The sequence below is a fragment of the uncultured Thiodictyon sp. genome, assembly GCF_903946935.1.
Lineage (GTDB): Bacteria > Pseudomonadota > Gammaproteobacteria > Chromatiales > Chromatiaceae > Thiodictyon.
The window spans coordinates 117,331-133,580 of record NZ_CAJAXH010000017.1; the positions used below are offsets into that span (position 1 = coordinate 117,331).

The window sequence follows — 16,250 nt, forward strand, 5'->3', positions numbered from 1 at the left end:
AACCAGGAATTGCTTACGCCAAGGCGCCAAGCTCGCCAAGAAAATAGGGGCGATCCACTATCCAGATTACTCGCCCCGTCACTGGCCCAACGCGGTGATAACGCACTGAAACACTTGGCGAGCTTGGCGCCTTGGCGTGACAATTGCTGTTTCCAGGGCAACTGGTACTCACGGCACTGGATGCCTGACGGTGCCTGACGACTGACGGTACTCACGGCACTGGATGCCTGACGGTGCCTGACGACTGACTCAACTGCCTTCCAACGCCTTGGACGCCACCTCATAGGCGTCCTTGGACAGGGCCGCCGCGTCCAGTACGCGCGCGAGTTGAGCACGCATCAGTTCCTGGCGACCCTGATCGAAGCGGCGCCAGCGGATCATCGACTTGAGCAGCCGCGAGGCAATCTGCGGATTCAGCGGATCGAGCTCCAGTACGCGGTCGGCGAGAAAGCGATAACCGGCACCGTCCGCGGCATGGAAACGCACTGGGTTACCGGTGCAGAAGGCGCCGATGAGGCTGCGCACCCGATTGGGATTGCGCAGCGAAAAGTCCGGGTGGTCCATTAGGTGAAACACCCGCTCCAGGGTCTCCGCACGGATACTGGTGGCCTGGATGCTGAACCATTTGTCGATGACTAAGGGCTCGGCAGACCAGCGGCGGTAGAACTCAGCCAGGGCCTCCTCACCCGCGGGGCCGCCGCGATCGACCAGCAGCCGCAGGGCGACCATCACGTCGGTCATGTTGTGGGCAGCGGCAAACTGCTCACGGCACCGCTCGAGCGCATCCTCACCCCCGCCCGCCATCAGATACGCCAGGGCCAGGCCCTTCAGCGCCCGACGGCCGGTTCCCGCCGGGGTGAAGGCATAGGGGCCGGTCTCCGCCTGCGCCGCATAGACAGCCATCAATTCGTCACGCAGATCCTCACCGATGCGACGGCGCAAGAACTCCCGGGCGCGGTGGATGCCGTCCACGTCGACCACCGCCATCTGATCCGCCAGATACGACTCACCGGGCAGGATCAAGACCTCGGCGCGCAACGCCGGGGCGCTGTCGGTATCCAGCAGGGCGAGTCGGCAGGCCCCGCAGAAGGCGTCCGGCACCGTCCTCCCGGGGTCTGCCACCAACCGCAGCAGGACGCGCTGCATCAGGGTCTGGGCGGCGTCCCAGCGCGCGAAACCGTCCGTGTCCCGGGCCATCAGGAACTCCAGGTCCTGATCGCTATAATCGAAGTGCAACTTGACCGGGGCCGAGAAGCCCCGTAACAGCGAGGGCACCGGCCGCTCGGTGAGCCCGACGAAGCGAAACTGCTCCACCGCGGCGCGGACCTCCAGCACCCGGGTGCCGGCCGCCGCCCCAGCCTCACACACATCGCCCCCCTCATCGCTCAGGCGTAGCGCCATGTCCTGCCCGCCCGCATCCAACAGACCAATGGCCAGCGGCAGATGCAGCGGCCGCTTCTGCGGCTGACCCGGGGTCGCCGGCGTGAATTGGCGGACGTTCAGCCGATAGCTGCCATCCGCCCCGTCATACTCAGCCTTCACCCACAATTCGGGGGTCCCCGCCTGCTCATACCAGCGGCGGAACTGGGTGAGGTCCCGGCCGCTCGCCGCCTCCATACAGGTCACGAAGTCGTCGGTGGTCACCGCGGCGCCGTCATGGCGCGCAAAATAGAGGTCGGTGGCCTGCCGGAACAGCGCCGGACCCAGCAGATTGGCCTGCATCCGCACCACCTCGGCGCCCTTTTCGTACACAGTCGAGGTATAGAAGTTATTGATCTCGATATAGGTCGTGGGCCGCACCGGGTGGGCCAGCGGCCCCGCGTCCTCAGCAAACTGGTGGGCACGCAGTCCGCGCACGTCATGGATACGCTTGACGGCAGGCGCACCCATCGCGGCCGAGAATTCCTGGTCGCGGTAGACCGTGAACCCCTCCTTCAGGCTCAACTGAAACCAGTCCCGGCAGGTGATGCGGTTGCCGGTCCAGTTGTGGAAATACTCGTGTGCAATGACCCCCTCGATCCCGGCAAAGTCCTGATCGGTCGCGGTGTCTGGGCGTGCCAGGACATATTTGTCGTTGAAGACATTGAGCCCCTTGTTCTCCATGGCCCCCATATTAAAATGGCTGACCGCTACGATCATGTAGAGGTCCAGGTCGTATTCGCGCCCGAAACGCTCCTCGTCCCAACGCATGGCCTGCTTGAGCGACGCCATGGCGTGCCCGCACTGGTCCAGATTGTGTGGCTCGACATAGATCCGCAGACCCACGGCACGCCCGGAGGCGGTGGTGTAATTGTCCTCGACCAGCCCCAGGTCCCCGGCGATGAGTGCGAACAGATAGCTCGGCTTGGGGAAGGGGTCCTCCCACCGGGCCTGATGGCGGCCATCCCCCAGGTCCAGCGACTGCACTGGATTGCCGTTGGACAGCAGCACCGGGAAGCGCGCCCGATCCGCCACCAGGGTCACGGCGTAACGGGCCATCACGTCCGGCCGGTCGAGAAAATAGGTGATGCGGCGGAAGCCTTCCGCCTCGCACTGGGTACACAACATCCCGCCGGACTGGTAAAGTCCCTCCAGGGCCGTGTTGCCGGCCGGGTGGATGTGGACCCAGGTCTGGAGCAGGAAGCTGTCCGGCACCCGCAACAGGGTCAGCGACTCGGCATCCAGCCGATACTCGCCGGGGGTCAGTGGGTAGCCGTCGATGCTGACCCCGTCCAGTTCCAGTTGCTCCCCGTGCAGGGTCAGACTGCCGTCGCCACGGGTCGCGGCCGGGTTGCGGCGGACCTGGAGGCTCGCCGCCACCCGGGTGAGGTCCGGGTCCAGGTCGAAGTTGAGATCCACCCGGTCGATCAGGAACTCGGGCGGGCGATAGTCCTCCAGCCGGATCGGGTGCGGGGCGTCTCGGTACATGCTGCTCTCGGTGGGCGATGGCAGGGAACCCCTGCGGATTGACAATTGTATGCCCATGGCCGCAACGATGAGCAAGGCCGCGTAACCTTCCATTCTGATCAACAGCGCCCGGACCACCGCCCCGGGAACGGCCATGGCACCTGCACCACCCCACAAGATAAACGTGGCGGGCGCCCCCCACCCCGCCCTCCCCCCGAGGGGGGGAGGGAGAATTGGAGCGCGCTCCCGGCGCGACTTTCACGGTAACACCAAGCACCAGAGCACGACGATGCCCGAAGTCCAGATCTACACCAAAACACCCTGCAGCTACTGCACCCGCGCCCGCAAGTTACTCCAACGCAAGGGGATCGAGTATACCGAGATCCCGGTGGACCACGACCCGGCGCAGCAACAGCAGATGTTCGAGCGCAGCCGTCGCCACACCGTACCCCAGATCTTTATCGGCGACCGGCACGTCGGCGGCTACTCCGACCTGGCCGAGCTCGACTCGTGCGGCGAACTCGACCCGCTGCTCGGCCGATGAACGCTACAGCACCGATCGACGCGATCCGCCTGGACAAGTGGTTGTGGGCCGCGCGCTTCTTCAAGACCCGCCACCTGGCGGTCGAGGCCATCAACGGCGGCAAGGTACAGGTGAACGGGTGCCGCGCCAAACCGGGCCGGGAGGTCCGCCCGGGCATGCGCCTCACCATCCACAAGGAGTCGCTCGCCTGGGAGGTGCAGGTGCTGGGGGTGAGCCAGCAACGCCGCCCGGCCGTCGAGGCGGCGCAACTGTATCTGGAGGACGAATCGAGCCGCACCCGGCGCGAGGAACAACTGCGTCGCCAGCGCGAGGCCGGCCCCCAGGACCATGGCGGCGGACGGCCCACCAAGCGCGACCGGCGGCAGTTCGAACGCCTCAACCTGGCGCAGGGGAGCGAGCGCTGAGACCAGCCCCCGGGGACGGCGCGTTGAACGGCGGCGGGACCACGGGCGCCCCGCCGCCATCGCTGCGTGGTACGACGTCCGTACACCGTGTGGTGACCCCCAAGGCAACGGCATAGCGCACCAGCTCGCATTGGGACTGGAGGCCCAGCTTGGCGATCATGCGCCGACGATACGTATCGACCGTCTTGATCCCCACCCCGAGCTGTTCCGCGATCTGGCTGCCGCGTTGCCCGGCGGCCAGGTAGGCCAACACTTCGCGCTCCCGGCGCGAGAACAGGGTACGCCCCGGCCGGGTCGGGGGGGAAGCCACAGGCAGCCAGGTCCCGCCCGCATGAATCTGGCGCACGGCCAGCAGCAGCGTGGTCAGTGACTCGCTCTTGACCACATAGCCCTTGGCCCCCGCCTCCACCATCTGTTTGACGAAGCATTCATCCCCCAGGGCCGACAGGGCCAGCACCCGACACGCCGGTGCCACCTTGCGCAGGCGCATCGCGACCTCGATACCGTTGAGATGCGGCATTCGCAGGTCTAGCAGCCTGTCGGACTTGATGGCGTAACCGATTGATTAAACAGGAAAACGACTTTTTGGCGCAAAAGAGGAAACTCTTTGCATTCAATCGGTTGCATCACTAAGTCCGACAGCCTGCTAGGATCAGGACGTCCGGGCGTAGCGCCTGGACCTGAGCCAATGCCTCACGGCCGTCGACCGCCACCCCGACCACCTCCAGATCGGCCTCGGCGCACAGCATTCCGGCCAAGGCCTCACTCACCATCAGATGATCATCCGCCAGCACCACCCGTATCGCCATCGGTCCCATCCTACTCACCGTCACTGGTTGTAATACGCACCCGCTTGCGCCGGCGCGTCATTGCCTGGCAGTTGCCGCGGACGCCTCCGCCAGCGGAACCCACAGACTCGCCTCGGTCCCACCGCCTGGGCGCACGCCCAGGCTAAACTGGCCGCCGATCAATTCAATGCGCGAACGCAGGCTGAACAGCCCGAAACCGCCGCCCGTCACCCCCGGGCAAGGCCCCCGCATCAGCGCCGGATCGATCCCGATCCCGTCGTCGCTCACCACCAGGCGGGCGGCGGGCGGCGCAACCTGCACCAGCACCTGCGCCTGATTGGCCCGCGCGTGCTTACAGACGTTGATCATGAGTTCCCGGGCGGCCTGGAAGAGGGTCACCTTGAGGTCGTCGGGGACCGGCGGCATCTCACCCTCCAGACGACACGCAAAGCGCACCGGCCAGCGCTCGCTGAGGTCGCCCGCCAACCATTGCAGCGCCGGGACCAACCCCCCCTGGTAGAGGACGGGCGGACTCAACTCGAACACCAGGCTCCGCAACTGGGCCAGTGAGGTGTCAAGCAGGACGCGCACCTGGCCCAACCGGTCCGGCTTGGACTGCGACGCCCCCGCGGCGGCGGCCCCAGCCCCAACCAGCATCCGCGCCAGGACCAACTGCTGGATGGTGTTGTCGTGTAGCCGATCCGCCAAACGTCGACGCTCCCGCTCCTCCGCCAGGCGCAGTTCCGCGGCCAGTTCGCGCATGCGTCGATGGGCCAATCCCAGGCTCGCCTGGAGACTGACCAGGCGGGCGCTGACCGAATCATCGTCGAGCGGCGGCCGGGGGGAGTCAAGATCGCAGTTCACGGCGCAACATCTCCTTAAGCAAACCCGGGGGACCGGCTTAGCAAACCCGGAGGACCTGGAATCAAGTTGCCCTCGACCATCGGCTCGGCCTGGTCGCAGCACACCGCCAAGGCAGCGACGGCACTCCATCCGATGAGGCATATTAGAACGCCTGGGGGGCAGGCAGTCACTTAATTTTATCGCGGGGGCACGATGCGGCCCCGGCCCGGTCGAGCCATTGTTTTTCCCACCGATGGCGGCCACTTCTGCACCATCTGCCCCCGCCCCGCGCACCCTATGCCCGAAACGCTACTGATCGACAACGGCTCCACCCGAGCGCAGTCCACCCTGGCACTGCGCGCCCTGGCCCGGTCACTGGGGGAGCACAGTGACCGCCCGGTGTACCCGGTCTCGCTCCTGCACGCCGATGCGGTGCCGGCAGACGCCTTAGGCGGGCAGCGCGCGGACACCCTCGAACCCTGGCTGCGCGCGGCCCTGGCGGCAGGCCGGCGCGACTTCCTGCTGGTACCACTCTGGTTCGGACCCAGCCGCGCACTCACCCAATTCATCCCCACCCTCACCGCCGAACTCACGCGCGAGTACGGCCCCTTGCGGCTGCACTGCGCCCGCGAGCTTTGTCCCCTGCCGGACGGGGAGCCGCGGCTGGTGGACATCCTGTTCGACCATCTGCAAGCCACCGCGGCCGCGCAGGCGTGCCACCTGCGGCGTCTGGTCCTGGTCGACCACGGCTCACCGCTACCCCAGGTCAGCGCCGTGCGACAGTGGCTGGCCGAGCAACTGCGTGGCCGACTCGGCGCCGACACCCAACTGCACGAGGCCGTGATGGAGCGGCGCCCCGGCAGTGACTATGACTTCAATGGCGAGCGGTTGGAGACCGTCCTGCACCGTCTGGCCGCCGCGGACCCCGCCTCCCCCGTCCTCCTCCCCCTGCTCTTCCTCTCCCCCGGCCGCCATGCCGGGCCGGGCGGCGACATCGCCGCCATCTGCGCTCGAGTCGAATCCGCGGTCCCCGGCTTCCGGGTCTACCCGACCCCCGTGGTGGGCACCCACCCGGCGCTCATCGAGATCCTGGCGCAGCGAATGACGGCGCGGTAACGGCCGTGGCGCCCCCATCACCCCGAATCTGGTTTACCATCCAGCCATGGACCACGATCAGAACTTTCCCGACGATCCGCGTCAGGCCCTAGAGGACCCACGCCAGGACCTGCCCTGAGCGACCCCCAATGCTGCTCGACTGCGCCGACCTGAGCTACACCCGCGGCAGCGGCGACCAGACCTTCCGGGTGGCGATCGAGTCATTGACCTTGGACACCGGGGAGATCGTCGCCCTCACCGGGGAGAGCGGCTGCGGCAAGAGCACCGCACTGGAACTGCTGGGGCTCGTGGCGCGGCCGCAGCACGGCGGGCGCTTTCAGTTAGGCGTCGGCGATACACCAACGGACATCGCCGACCTCTGGCGACGCGGCCGTCACCGCGACCTCGCGCGGCTGCGCGCCGCGACCATCGGTTTCGTGCTCCAGACCGGGGGGCTGCTGCCCTATCTGAGCGTCGCCGGCAACATCGGCATCAACCGCCGCCTGCTACGACTGCCCGAGCGCGACCCGGATCTGGACGCCATCGTCGCACAGCTCCAAATCGGCCACCTGCTGGGCCAGCGGCCCGCGCAACTCTCGGTCGGCCAATACCAGCGCGCCTCCATCGCCCGGGCACTGGCCCACCGGCCGCGCCTGGTGCTGGCGGACGAGCCCACCTCCGCACTGGACCCGCGCCTGGGCGACGAGGTGATGGACCTCTTCCTGAGCCTCGTCGAGCGCCTGGGCACCAGCGTGATCCTCGCCACCCACGAACACGCCCGGGTGCGCACCCGTGGGCTGCGCGAAGTGCCGGCGGCGCCGCTGGCAGACGGGTTTGGATCGCGGTTTGCGGGGTAGCGACCGGCGGCAGGCCGATGACGACGCCGGACAAAACACCCTACGCAATCGGCGCGCCCGCTCCGCCGACGATCGTCGCGCGCAGCGCTCGTACCTGCTCCACGCCAGCGGTCCGGCCGATCTTGGCGAACGCCTGTTCGGCGGTATCGAGGACCGCCAATGCCTCCTCCCGCTGGCCGCGCAGCACCGTCACCTGGGCGAGCAGTTGACCGACGGCACCGATGCGATCGGGCCGGCCCAGTTTCAGCAGGATGCCGAAGGACTCGGCCAAGTCCTCATAGATTTGCTGGAGCCCGCCGGTTTGATGGTCGCCGCGCTGGAGTCGCAGCCTGGACATCGAGAACCTGATATGGGCGATGCTGTCGATGTCGCTCATCTGCTGTGCGATAGGTAACCGCTGGGCGTGCAAGGCCAGCGCCTCGTCCAGTTCCCCGCGGGCCCGCAGGATGTCGGCGATTTGGCCCTGCGCCCACGCCTTCGCGCCCAGGTCGCCGAGGCGCTCGAAAACCGGCAGTTGTTCCTCGGTACGGATGCGTAGCGCCTCGTCCAACTCCCCGCGCGCATCCAAGATGTCGGCGATCCTACCCTGCGTTATCGCCTTCGCGCGCACGTCGCCCAAGCGCTCCGCCAGCGGCAGGGCCTGCTGCCGGAGTGTCTGATCCGCCAAGTCCCACTGACCGAGGGATCGATAGAGATGCGCCTGTTCTAGCAGCAGATTCAAGCGGAGGTCGTTCGGGATCGCCGCCGACCCTACCCCATCCAATTGCTCGTGCAACACGGCGAGGCGTCGACTGCGTTGGGCTAGGGTCAGGGGGCCGGCCTCCACTGGGGTTCGGGGCCGGATGCGGAGACCCTCGCCAGGGCCCGACACCTCGGCAATGACATCAAAGACCCCACCCCGCCAAGACCAGGCGTCCGGGGCCTCCCGCGCCACCCGCTCCAGCGTGTCGGGGGATAGCCACCACAGCAGGGTAGCGTCGAGCTTTTCCGCCAAGGCATCACGCCGCACGTTTAATGACTCCACCCGCGGCCCTTGCAGCCAGCGACCGGTGTTCACCAGATGGATCACCGCCTGCCCTTGTCCGGCGGTCGCAAGCCAGGTCTCCAGCGCGTCGAAGTCCGGAAATCGCTGCTCATCGGAGAGATCGGCCGTCTGGATCGGCCGGCCGGCGGCCACCAGCAGGTCTTGCAGCTTGTCGATCAGCAGGCGGCGATAGGTTTCATCGGCGATCCGGGCGAACAGCAGTTGGAAGCGTGGGGCATGGCACAGCAGCTTGACCAGACGCTGGAAATCCTCCTGGTGTTGCGGCAGCAGGTCCTGGGCGGCCAGGTGTCGCCGGTAGTCGAACTGGAACGGGTCGCCCGCGGGCGGGGCGGTCATGGGTTGGCCGGCGATGGTGGCAGTGCGCGCAACGCCTGCTGATAGCCCTCCAGCCGCCGCACCGCCGGGTGGGTGGCGCGCCAGGAACCATCGTTGTAGTGCAGCAGGGCCAGGCGCCAGAGCAGATTGCGGGTACGCTCGTCGTTGCCGACATGGGCACCGCGGTTGGCATCCACTTGCGCGAGCAGCGTGTAGTCCTCGGGCTGGAGCCAATAGCGGAAATCGGCGGCGAGCTTCTGGTGCCGCCATATTTCAGGGTGATGGGTGCGGTGTAGAGGACGAGGGCCTCAATCGCCAGCAATTGCTCCGATTCGTGAATGAACAGTCGCTCGGCGTTTTCCAGGGGGATCTTGTCGGTGCCATCGGCGATGAGCAACAGCCGCTCGGCCACGCCGCGCTCCGCCAGGGTCTCCTCGGCGGCCACGACCAGGGCATTGAAGGCATCGGCGAACTGGGTAAAGGTCTTTTTCACCACCTCGCGCAACGAGTCCTTGTAGACCGAGGAGGTCTTGAACGCGGTGGTCAGCCGGGCCGTCAACTTGGCCAGGAAGGGAATGCTCAACTCAGCGCCGGCCTCGTTGGTGATCGATGCCATCAGCTCGTTGATCGTGTCATCCGTGCGGACATGCTCGGTGAACCACTGCTCAAGCGCCTTGAGCTTGGCCGCGGGGATGTCCAGCCCCTGGTCCTTCAGCTCCCGGACCACCGCCATGGCCATGGCCATCAGCACGTCTGCATATTGCAGGTTGTTGATGTCGATCTCACTGCGCACATTGAGCAAGATGGGCCGCAGGCGTTTGCCCTGCCTCAGGGTATCGTCGAGGCGCAGCAGTTCGGTGGACTTGCCGCTGCCGATGGGGCCGAACAGCAACACATGCCGCTTCTGGGTTGGGAAGAAGAGGTCCAGCTCCAGATCGAGACCGAACTTGCGCGCCAGATTCCGCTGGGTGCCGACCCCGCCGCGTGCCTCGTCGGTATCGACAAAGCGCGGGTCGTCAGGGCCGAACGCCTCGTCCAGGTTGAGTTTTTGCAGCACTTCCAGCGGGTGGCTGGGCGGACTGTAGGGCATCGCGGGTCTCCTGAGGGAACAAGCACGGTCGATCGGACCGGCAAAGAATAACCGGAAGCGGCGCCCGATGCAGTTGGATGCGCGGCGCTAAACTACGCGCGCCCGGGGGGGGACGATTAGGCTCGCCCTTTTTCGGCAGAATCGGGCATCATCCGCCTCAGCCATTTCTGCATCTGGTCATCCGAGGTATGGAACAGTCGAGTGCGCGGTCTGGCAGGCAGGGCATCCCGGCGGGATCGGGCGCGGCGCTCGCCCCCCTGGGCCTGGCCTTTGCGCTCGGGATTTGCGGTTTTTATCTGCTGCCGCAGTTGCCGCCGCCTTGGACGATGGCACTCTCCGCCGTGCCTGCGCTCATCCTGGCCTGGTTCAGGCGACCGGCGATCTGCCGACCGCTGGCCGCGCTGCTGGTGGGCGCCCTGTATGCGCAGGTCCACACCACACTCCAACTCGCCAACCCCTTCCCGGATGAGTTGGCACGAGTGCCGCTGACGATCGAGGGGCGTATCGCCTCACTGCCGACCGACCTGGGGCAGGGGCCGAGCCGGGCCAAGCGCTTCGTGTTCGAGGTCGAGCGCGCGGACGCCGCGGGCGGACCGCTGCCCTTCACCGGCCGGGTGCGGCTCAACTGGTACGCGGGGGCGCCGCGGCTCAACGCCGGTGAGCGCTGGCGCCTGCCGGTGCGTCTCAAACCGCGTCACGGCTATGCCAACCTGGGCGGCTTCGACTATGAGCGCTGGCTCTTCGAGCAGGGCATCAAGGCCACCGGCTCGGTCGGCAAGGGCGCGGTCGCGCAACGGCTCGATGCCGGTCCCGACGGCTATTGGCTCACCCGCGCCCGCCAGGCCTTCAACGACCACCTGGCCGCAGTGCTCGGGCCGGTGCGCTCGCTGCCGCTGGTGCAGGCCCTGGTCACCGGCGATCAGTCCGGGTTCGAGCGCGCGGATTGGGAGGCCATGATCCGCACCGGCACCAGTCACCTGGTGGCCATCTCGGGGCTCAACCTGGGGCTGATTGCCACCGTCGCCTTCTTCCTGATCCGCACACTCTGGTCGCGCAGCCCGCGGCTCACCCTGACCCTGGCCGCCCCGCGGGCGGCGGCGGTCGGTGGCTTCCTCGGGGCGTTCGCCTACGCCGCACTCGCCGGCTTCTCGGTATCGACCCAGCGCGCACTGATCATGGCCGCGGTGGTATTCGCGGTGCTGGTGTGGGAGCGCACTCCCCGACACTGGCACGCGCTGATCCTGGCACTCACCGGGGTCCTGCTCTGGGACCCGCGCTCAGCCATCTCCTTCGGGTTCTGGCTGTCCTTCGCCGCGGTAGCCGTGCTGCTCTTCAACCTGGGGCAGCGGCTGCCGAGCCGCGACCTCTGGAGCCGTTGGGGACGGGCGCAGTGGGCGGTGGCGGTGGGGTTGCTGCCGCTTCTGCTGCTCCTGTTCGGGCGGGCCTCGGCCATTGCACCGGCGGTCAATCTGGTCGCCGAGCCGCTATTCACCCTGATCCTGTTCCCGCTGGTCCTGGGTGCGGCGCTACTGAGTCTGGTGCCGGGGCTCACCCTGCCCCTGAGACTCACCGCGCAACTACTCAACCGCTGCCTGGAGGGCCTGGCCTGGGTGGCCGCCTTTCCCTGGGCGACGGTGTCGCTGCCGCTAGGGCCATTCTGGGTGTGGCCCTGCGCCTTCCTGGGCGTGACCCTGCTGCTGGCACCCCGCGGGCTGCCGGCGCGCTGGCTGGGTCTGCCGCTGCTGCTGCCGTTGGTCCTGGTGCGCCCGCCCACACCGGGGCCGGGGGAACTGTGGTTTACCTTGCTCGATGTCGGGCAGGGGTTGTCGGCCGTGCTGCGGACCCAGGACGGGACCCTGGTCTTCGACACTGGCCCGGGTTTCGACAGCGGTTTCAATGTCGGGACCGCCGTCATCGCCCCTTTCCTTACCGCGGCTGGGGTGTCGCGGGTGGATGTGCTGATGTTGAGCCACGCCGACCGCGACCACATCGGCGGTGCGGCGGGTCTGATGGCGCGCCTGCCGGTGGGGCGTATCTTGAGCGGCGAGCCCGAGCGTTTGGCCCTGCCGGGAACGCTGCCCTGCCGGGCGGGGGACGGCTGGACCTGGTCCGGGGTGCGTTTCGAGGTACTGCACCCCAAAGCGCCAACCGCTGGGGCCGCCATGTTGACCGGCAACGACGCCTCCTGCGTCCTGCGAGTGACGACCGGCGGGCGGTCCATCCTGCTCACCGGGGATCTGAGCCGGCGGCAGGAAGCGGTCCTGGTCGAACGACTTGGCGGGGACCTCAAGAGCGATGTGCTGGTGGCCGGTCACCACGGCAGCGCGACCGCGACCGGCGCCCCCTTCCTGGCGGCGGTCGCCCCCGCCTGGGTGCTCTATGCCGCCGGCTATGCCAACCACTTCGGCCTGCCGGCCCCGCAGGTGCGCGCGCGGGTCGCGGCGCTCGGCATCCCCAGTCGCGACACCGGGGCCAGCGGCGCCATCGAGTGGCGGCTGGGCGCCGACGGGTCACTCACGGGTCCCCTCGTCTGGCGCGAGCAGGCGCATCGGCTGTGGACCCATGGCGGCACGGCGCCTTAGCGCCCCCCAGTTTGCCGCCGCAGGGACCAATGCGCGATGATTGCCGCAAGGCCAATCACCGGAGACGATCATGGGCGAAGAGATTCGCGGGTATTGTTGGAACTGCGGTCAGGGGCTGACCCGGCTCGACCTGGGGCGGGAGTCCCCCTGCCCCGGCTGCGATAAGCCGACCCATTGCTGCCGCAACTGCCGCTTCTATGCCCCAGGGCGCCCCAACGAGTGCCGGGAACCGCTGGTGGAGCGCGTGATCGACAAGCTCAGGTCCAACTTCTGCGAATATTTGGAGCCCAATCCCCACCCCGTGGCGGCCGGCGCAAACCCCGATGCGGAGGCCGCACGCCGCGCCGCCGAGGCCCTGTTCGGCCCGCCTTAGTCGCCGCCGCCAACCCTATACCGCGGCGCGGCGCTGTTCGCGGGCCTTGGTCATCGCTCCGGCTAGACCTGTTCTCGCGGCAACCCGTCGCAGCCTGGCCGGAATAATGATCAGGGCCCTCGAGGGCGGCGGTCACCGTGCCGGCCGACAGCCCGGCGCAGTCACTGGCGGATCTCCGCGGCGGGGAGATCGCACTGCGCGACAGCGCCTCCACCTCCGGCTCCCGGGTACCCCGCCACATGCTGCTGGAGGCCGGGCTCACGCTGGAGCGCGACTATGTGCGGCGCGCCCTGGGCGCACACGGCACGGTGGCGGCGGCAGTGGCTCGGCGAACCGTGACGGCGGGCGGGCTGTCGCTGCCGATCCCCAGCGCCTGTTGGGCGAGGGCAGCATCGCGCGGGGTGCGGTGCGCATCCTCGCCGAGTCCCGCCCGATCCCTGAGTATCCCTGGATCTTCCGCAGCGGCCGGTCAGTGGACCTGCGCGAGTCCATCCGGCAGGCCTACATCGGGCTGCGCGACCCGGCTGTCCTGCGCGCCTATCGCGCGGAGGCGTTCATCCCGGCCGTCGACGCGGATGTCGATCGGGTCCGCCACTGGATGGAGCACCTACTCCAGGCGCGCCTGGACCCCCGATCCCTGGGCCACTACACCGGCGATGCGCAGGTGACACCGCTGCATGGTGTGACCGCGGGGGCAGTCACGCCACCGCGCGTGGCGGCCAGGGCCACACCATGAACACGCGCCTCGCCACGACGCGTGACGTTCCGGCCCTGTGCGAACTGCTCGCCATTCTATTCAGCCAGGAAGCCGAATTCGCACCTGATCGCGAACGCCAGGAGGCCGGTCTCACGCTGATCCTGGAGGATGCCTCCAAGGGCGAAATCATCGTCGGCGAGCGGGATGGGCGGGTGATCGGGATGGTGAATATCCTTTATACCGTGAGCACGTTTCTGGGGTGCAAGGTCGGACTCCTGGAAGACATGATCATGCACTCCGAAGCGCGCGGACAGGGCTTGGGCGAGCAGCTACTGCATGCCGCGATGACCCATGCCACGCAACGCGGGTGTGCGCGCCTGACACTCCTGACCGATGCGACCAACGGGGGCGCGCTGCGCTTTTATGAGCGTGCCGGATTCACACGCTCGCCGATGATTCCGTTGCGATACCGGCCGCTCGAGTAGCGCACTGGGCCGTGATCATCGCTGCGGCCAGCGGCGGTCACTTCGTAACAGGAGGTCGAGGCGTTAGCCGGTGGCGGCTCCTGACATATCCTTTGGAAACCCGTGGTGTATGCATGCCCGACCGGCTAACGGCCATGGAAGGGGGGCCTGCCACCCCTGACCATGAAAGTCTTTCAGGCTAACGGGGCGCTCCTGCGCCCTCTCGTGGTTTTCGCGTGAAATCTACTTCACAGACATCGGCTTACGGCGACTTTCACGGTAAGGCTCGACCTCCATTGGCCGGGACGACGACCACGTCGCCTGGTCACGCCGATCGACTGGGTCAAATCGCCTAATCGAGCGGTGCCGGCAAGACCCGCAACGGCACCCCGAGCTTGCCGACGATCTGCCGCCGGATGCCGCCCAGCGTCTGACCCGCCAAGGCGCAGTGGGCGCAGGCACCGGTGAGACGCACGCGCACCACATCGCCGGTGATCGCCACCAGCTCAATATCGCCGCCATCCTGCTGGATTGCGGGCCGTGCCGCCTGGATGATGGCGCCGATCAGTTCCAATTGTTCCGTATCGAGGGTGACGGCGATCCCAAGGGCGCTGGCGCGGGAAAGCGCGGATGCGGGTTGATCAAGCGCTGTCGTCTCTCCATTGGAGAGTGCTGCATCATCAGGTGCGATGCAGTGGCGGAAGGTCACCGGGCTCCACTGATATACAATAACAGTGCCAATAGCGCCTGGGAGAACCTGGGAGCGCCGCACCCCAGTGCGGCCAGCCCCATCCCCAGAACGCGACGCCGCGGCCACTTGCGAGATTGCGCCGCACTGGGGTGCGGCGCTCCCAGTGACCGGATTGATGATCAAGGACCCCCGTTCATTCCCGAACAGATATCTGCGCTCGATGTACCAAAGCGTTCACGGGCCTCGATCATGATCCCAGCCGCCGCACCCCCATTCTCGTGACACCGCTCCAGCGGTGTCACGCCTGTGTCAGGCGCTCTGCGCCGGGAGTGCCGATGGGCGGTGCGAAATGGACCCGCATCAGAACAATAACCGGCCTTTTCAATCGAAGCCTGCCAGCTCTGCCTTGATCTGGTCGGCAGGATAATCCACCATTCTCGCTCGCTAATCCGATCCCGCCGCTTCAGGCCAAAAGCCATTGTCGAGCATTTGATCAAATCTAAACGGGCAGATGACCGGGAACGTTGACTCGGGCAGACCGGTTTCACGCTCCGCCTCAATTAACGCCAACTGATAGGCTTGGGTGATCGCCCAATTAATCTGCGATTTCAGGCTTGGATTGTCTTCAAGGTGCGACCTCAAAAGGATTCGCTGCTCCTTGATCGTCAGCCGCCAAGAGTTCCCCTGACGCTCTGCCTGGAAACGCCATTTTAGTAGATGCAGCAGTAACACGACCAAGCGGTTAACGAGTTCTCGTCGTTCACCGCGGCCCATACTCTCGATCTCCTCGGCGACGTGGGCACGATCGACCGCAGCCAGTTTCCCGGCTCGCAAGAGACCAGCCTGTTCGTTCGCCCAAGCGTGAAAGTCATGCTCGTATAGACCCGCTACAGATCTTTCAATCATATTCGCGCCTATCGTTAATGTTATCGACTCGTTCGCGGCAAGAAATGCGCCTGCGCTTTCAATATAGGTACTGCCCCTTGCTCCACCACATCTAATTCCTTCGCACTCTCCATAGCGCCATTTAGTAATTAAACGTGGTCTGCCCCACATCACTCTCTAGTTGGGTATGATTGATTGCAAGACCTGCCCCTGTAACCCAAACCTGACCCTGGGTCCCCGGGTTAACGTGACTCATACTTGTACTCGCCAATCGTCTCAGTGATTACGCTGGGGAGGTCAACCAGAATTCTGCCGTCAACACCCGTCTGTCCTTGTTTTCCTTCAGTTGACGCCTTACCGCTATCCCCGTTTACGCCGTGACGATGGTCCGGAAGACAAAGACCTCTTGCTTCTCCTTCCGCCCCCCCTGAACCCCCTTCCCCGGGCGAACCAGCTAGTCCTGCTCGCCCACCCACACCGCCCTTTACAGAAGCCGCAATCGAGCCCGAAAAGGAATCCTTGATTCGAAAAGAAACGGTTGCCGCCGATCCGCCTAGTACCGCAGGATGAAAATCCTAATACCGTTTCTGAAGAGCGCGTTGTAAGATGCAAACTTCGTGATCTACTCTGGTTTTTTCGATGCCCTTGCTTCGTCCTGCGCCTGTCCTCGTAACCGATCGCGAGCGTCAAC

14 protein-coding genes and 1 pseudogene are annotated in these 16,250 nt (G+C 66.5%); 8 read left to right on the forward strand and 7 right to left on the reverse strand.

What is annotated here, in order from left to right; genetic code table 11:
- Positions 1–249: 249 nt before the first annotated feature.
- Positions 250–2,907 (reverse strand): aminopeptidase N, encoded by a 2,658-nt coding sequence (gene pepN / locus QZX93_RS02275; protein ID WP_295388928.1) that lies wholly within the window; start codon positions 2,905–2,907, stop codon positions 250–252.
- Positions 2,908–3,175: 268 nt separating this feature from the next.
- Between pepN and grxC the strand changes: the two genes are divergently transcribed.
- On the forward strand, positions 3,176–3,430 hold the full coding sequence (gene grxC, locus QZX93_RS02280) for a glutaredoxin 3 (RefSeq protein WP_295388929.1): 255 nt from the start codon (positions 3,176–3,178) through the stop codon (positions 3,428–3,430).
- The gene (locus tag QZX93_RS02285) at positions 3,427–3,834 is read left to right on the forward strand and encodes an RNA-binding S4 domain-containing protein (RefSeq protein ID WP_295388930.1); all 408 of its coding nucleotides are present in this window, start codon (positions 3,427–3,429) and stop codon (positions 3,832–3,834) included. The genes grxC and QZX93_RS02285 overlap by 4 nt, the downstream gene beginning before the upstream one ends.
- Here the strand turns inward: QZX93_RS02285 and QZX93_RS02290 are convergent.
- The 3 genes from QZX93_RS02290 to QZX93_RS02300 form a co-directional block, all read right to left on the reverse strand.
- Entirely contained in the window at positions 3,806–4,396 is a 591-nt protein-coding gene (locus tag QZX93_RS02290) for a response regulator transcription factor (protein WP_366759530.1), read from the reverse strand. The two genes, QZX93_RS02285 and QZX93_RS02290, sit on opposite strands and share 29 nt — an antisense overlap.
- Positions 4,397–4,463: 67 nt before the next feature.
- Entirely contained in the window at positions 4,464–4,643 is a 180-nt protein-coding gene (locus QZX93_RS02295; protein ID WP_295388931.1) for a hypothetical protein, read from the reverse strand.
- 57 nt (positions 4,644–4,700) lie between these two features.
- Positions 4,701–5,486, reverse strand: coding sequence for an ATP-binding protein (locus QZX93_RS02300; RefSeq protein WP_295388932.1), 786 nt, complete (start codon positions 5,484–5,486; stop codon positions 4,701–4,703).
- A gap of 276 nt (positions 5,487–5,762) precedes the next feature.
- Between QZX93_RS02300 and QZX93_RS02305 the strand changes: the two genes are divergently transcribed.
- Both QZX93_RS02305 and QZX93_RS02310 read left to right on the forward strand, forming a co-directional pair.
- The gene (locus QZX93_RS02305; protein WP_295388933.1) at positions 5,763–6,581 is read left to right on the forward strand and encodes a CbiX/SirB N-terminal domain-containing protein; all 819 of its coding nucleotides are present in this window, start codon (positions 5,763–5,765) and stop codon (positions 6,579–6,581) included.
- A 128-nt stretch (positions 6,582–6,709) separates the two neighbouring features.
- Positions 6,710–7,417 carry an ATP-binding cassette domain-containing protein gene (locus QZX93_RS02310; RefSeq protein WP_295388934.1) on the forward strand — a complete coding sequence of 236 codons (708 nt, stop codon included), beginning with the start codon at positions 6,710–6,712 and terminating at the stop codon, positions 7,415–7,417.
- Between the two features lie 40 nt (positions 7,418–7,457).
- Here the strand turns inward: QZX93_RS02310 and QZX93_RS02315 are convergent, their stop codons facing one another.
- A complete protein-coding gene (locus QZX93_RS02315) occupies positions 7,458–8,798 on the reverse strand; it encodes a tetratricopeptide repeat protein (RefSeq protein ID WP_295388935.1) in 1,341 nt (446 codons plus the stop codon).
- 1,257 nt (positions 8,799–10,055) lie between these two features.
- On the opposite strand from QZX93_RS02315, the gene QZX93_RS02320 reads away from it, so the two are divergent.
- The 4 genes and pseudogenes from QZX93_RS02320 (at position 10,056) to QZX93_RS02335 (ending at position 14,004) form a co-directional block, all read left to right on the forward strand.
- Positions 10,056–12,449 carry a DNA internalization-related competence protein ComEC/Rec2 gene (locus QZX93_RS02320; protein WP_295388936.1) on the forward strand — a complete coding sequence of 798 codons (2,394 nt, stop codon included), beginning with the start codon at positions 10,056–10,058 and terminating at the stop codon, positions 12,447–12,449.
- Between the two features lie 70 nt (positions 12,450–12,519).
- Entirely contained in the window at positions 12,520–12,822 is a 303-nt protein-coding gene (locus QZX93_RS02325) for a hypothetical protein (RefSeq protein ID WP_295388937.1), read from the forward strand.
- A 137-nt stretch (positions 12,823–12,959) separates the two neighbouring features.
- A pseudogene (locus QZX93_RS02330) lies at positions 12,960–13,558 on the forward strand (PhnD/SsuA/transferrin family substrate-binding protein).
- A complete protein-coding gene (locus tag QZX93_RS02335) occupies positions 13,555–14,004 on the forward strand; it encodes a GNAT family N-acetyltransferase (protein WP_295388938.1) in 450 nt (149 codons plus the stop codon). The pseudogene QZX93_RS02330 and the gene QZX93_RS02335 overlap by 4 nt, the downstream one beginning before the upstream one ends.
- A gap of 331 nt (positions 14,005–14,335) precedes the next feature.
- Here the strand turns inward: QZX93_RS02335 and QZX93_RS02340 are convergent, their stop codons facing one another.
- Both QZX93_RS02340 and QZX93_RS02345 read right to left on the reverse strand, forming a co-directional pair.
- Complete coding sequence (locus QZX93_RS02340; protein WP_295388939.1) at positions 14,336–14,692, reverse strand: NifU family protein; 357 nt, start codon at positions 14,690–14,692, stop codon at positions 14,336–14,338.
- A gap of 426 nt (positions 14,693–15,118) precedes the next feature.
- Positions 15,119–15,580 carry a DUF29 domain-containing protein gene (locus QZX93_RS02345; protein WP_295388940.1) on the reverse strand — a complete coding sequence of 154 codons (462 nt, stop codon included), beginning with the start codon at positions 15,578–15,580 and terminating at the stop codon, positions 15,119–15,121.
- Positions 15,581–16,250: the final 670 nt, after the last annotated feature.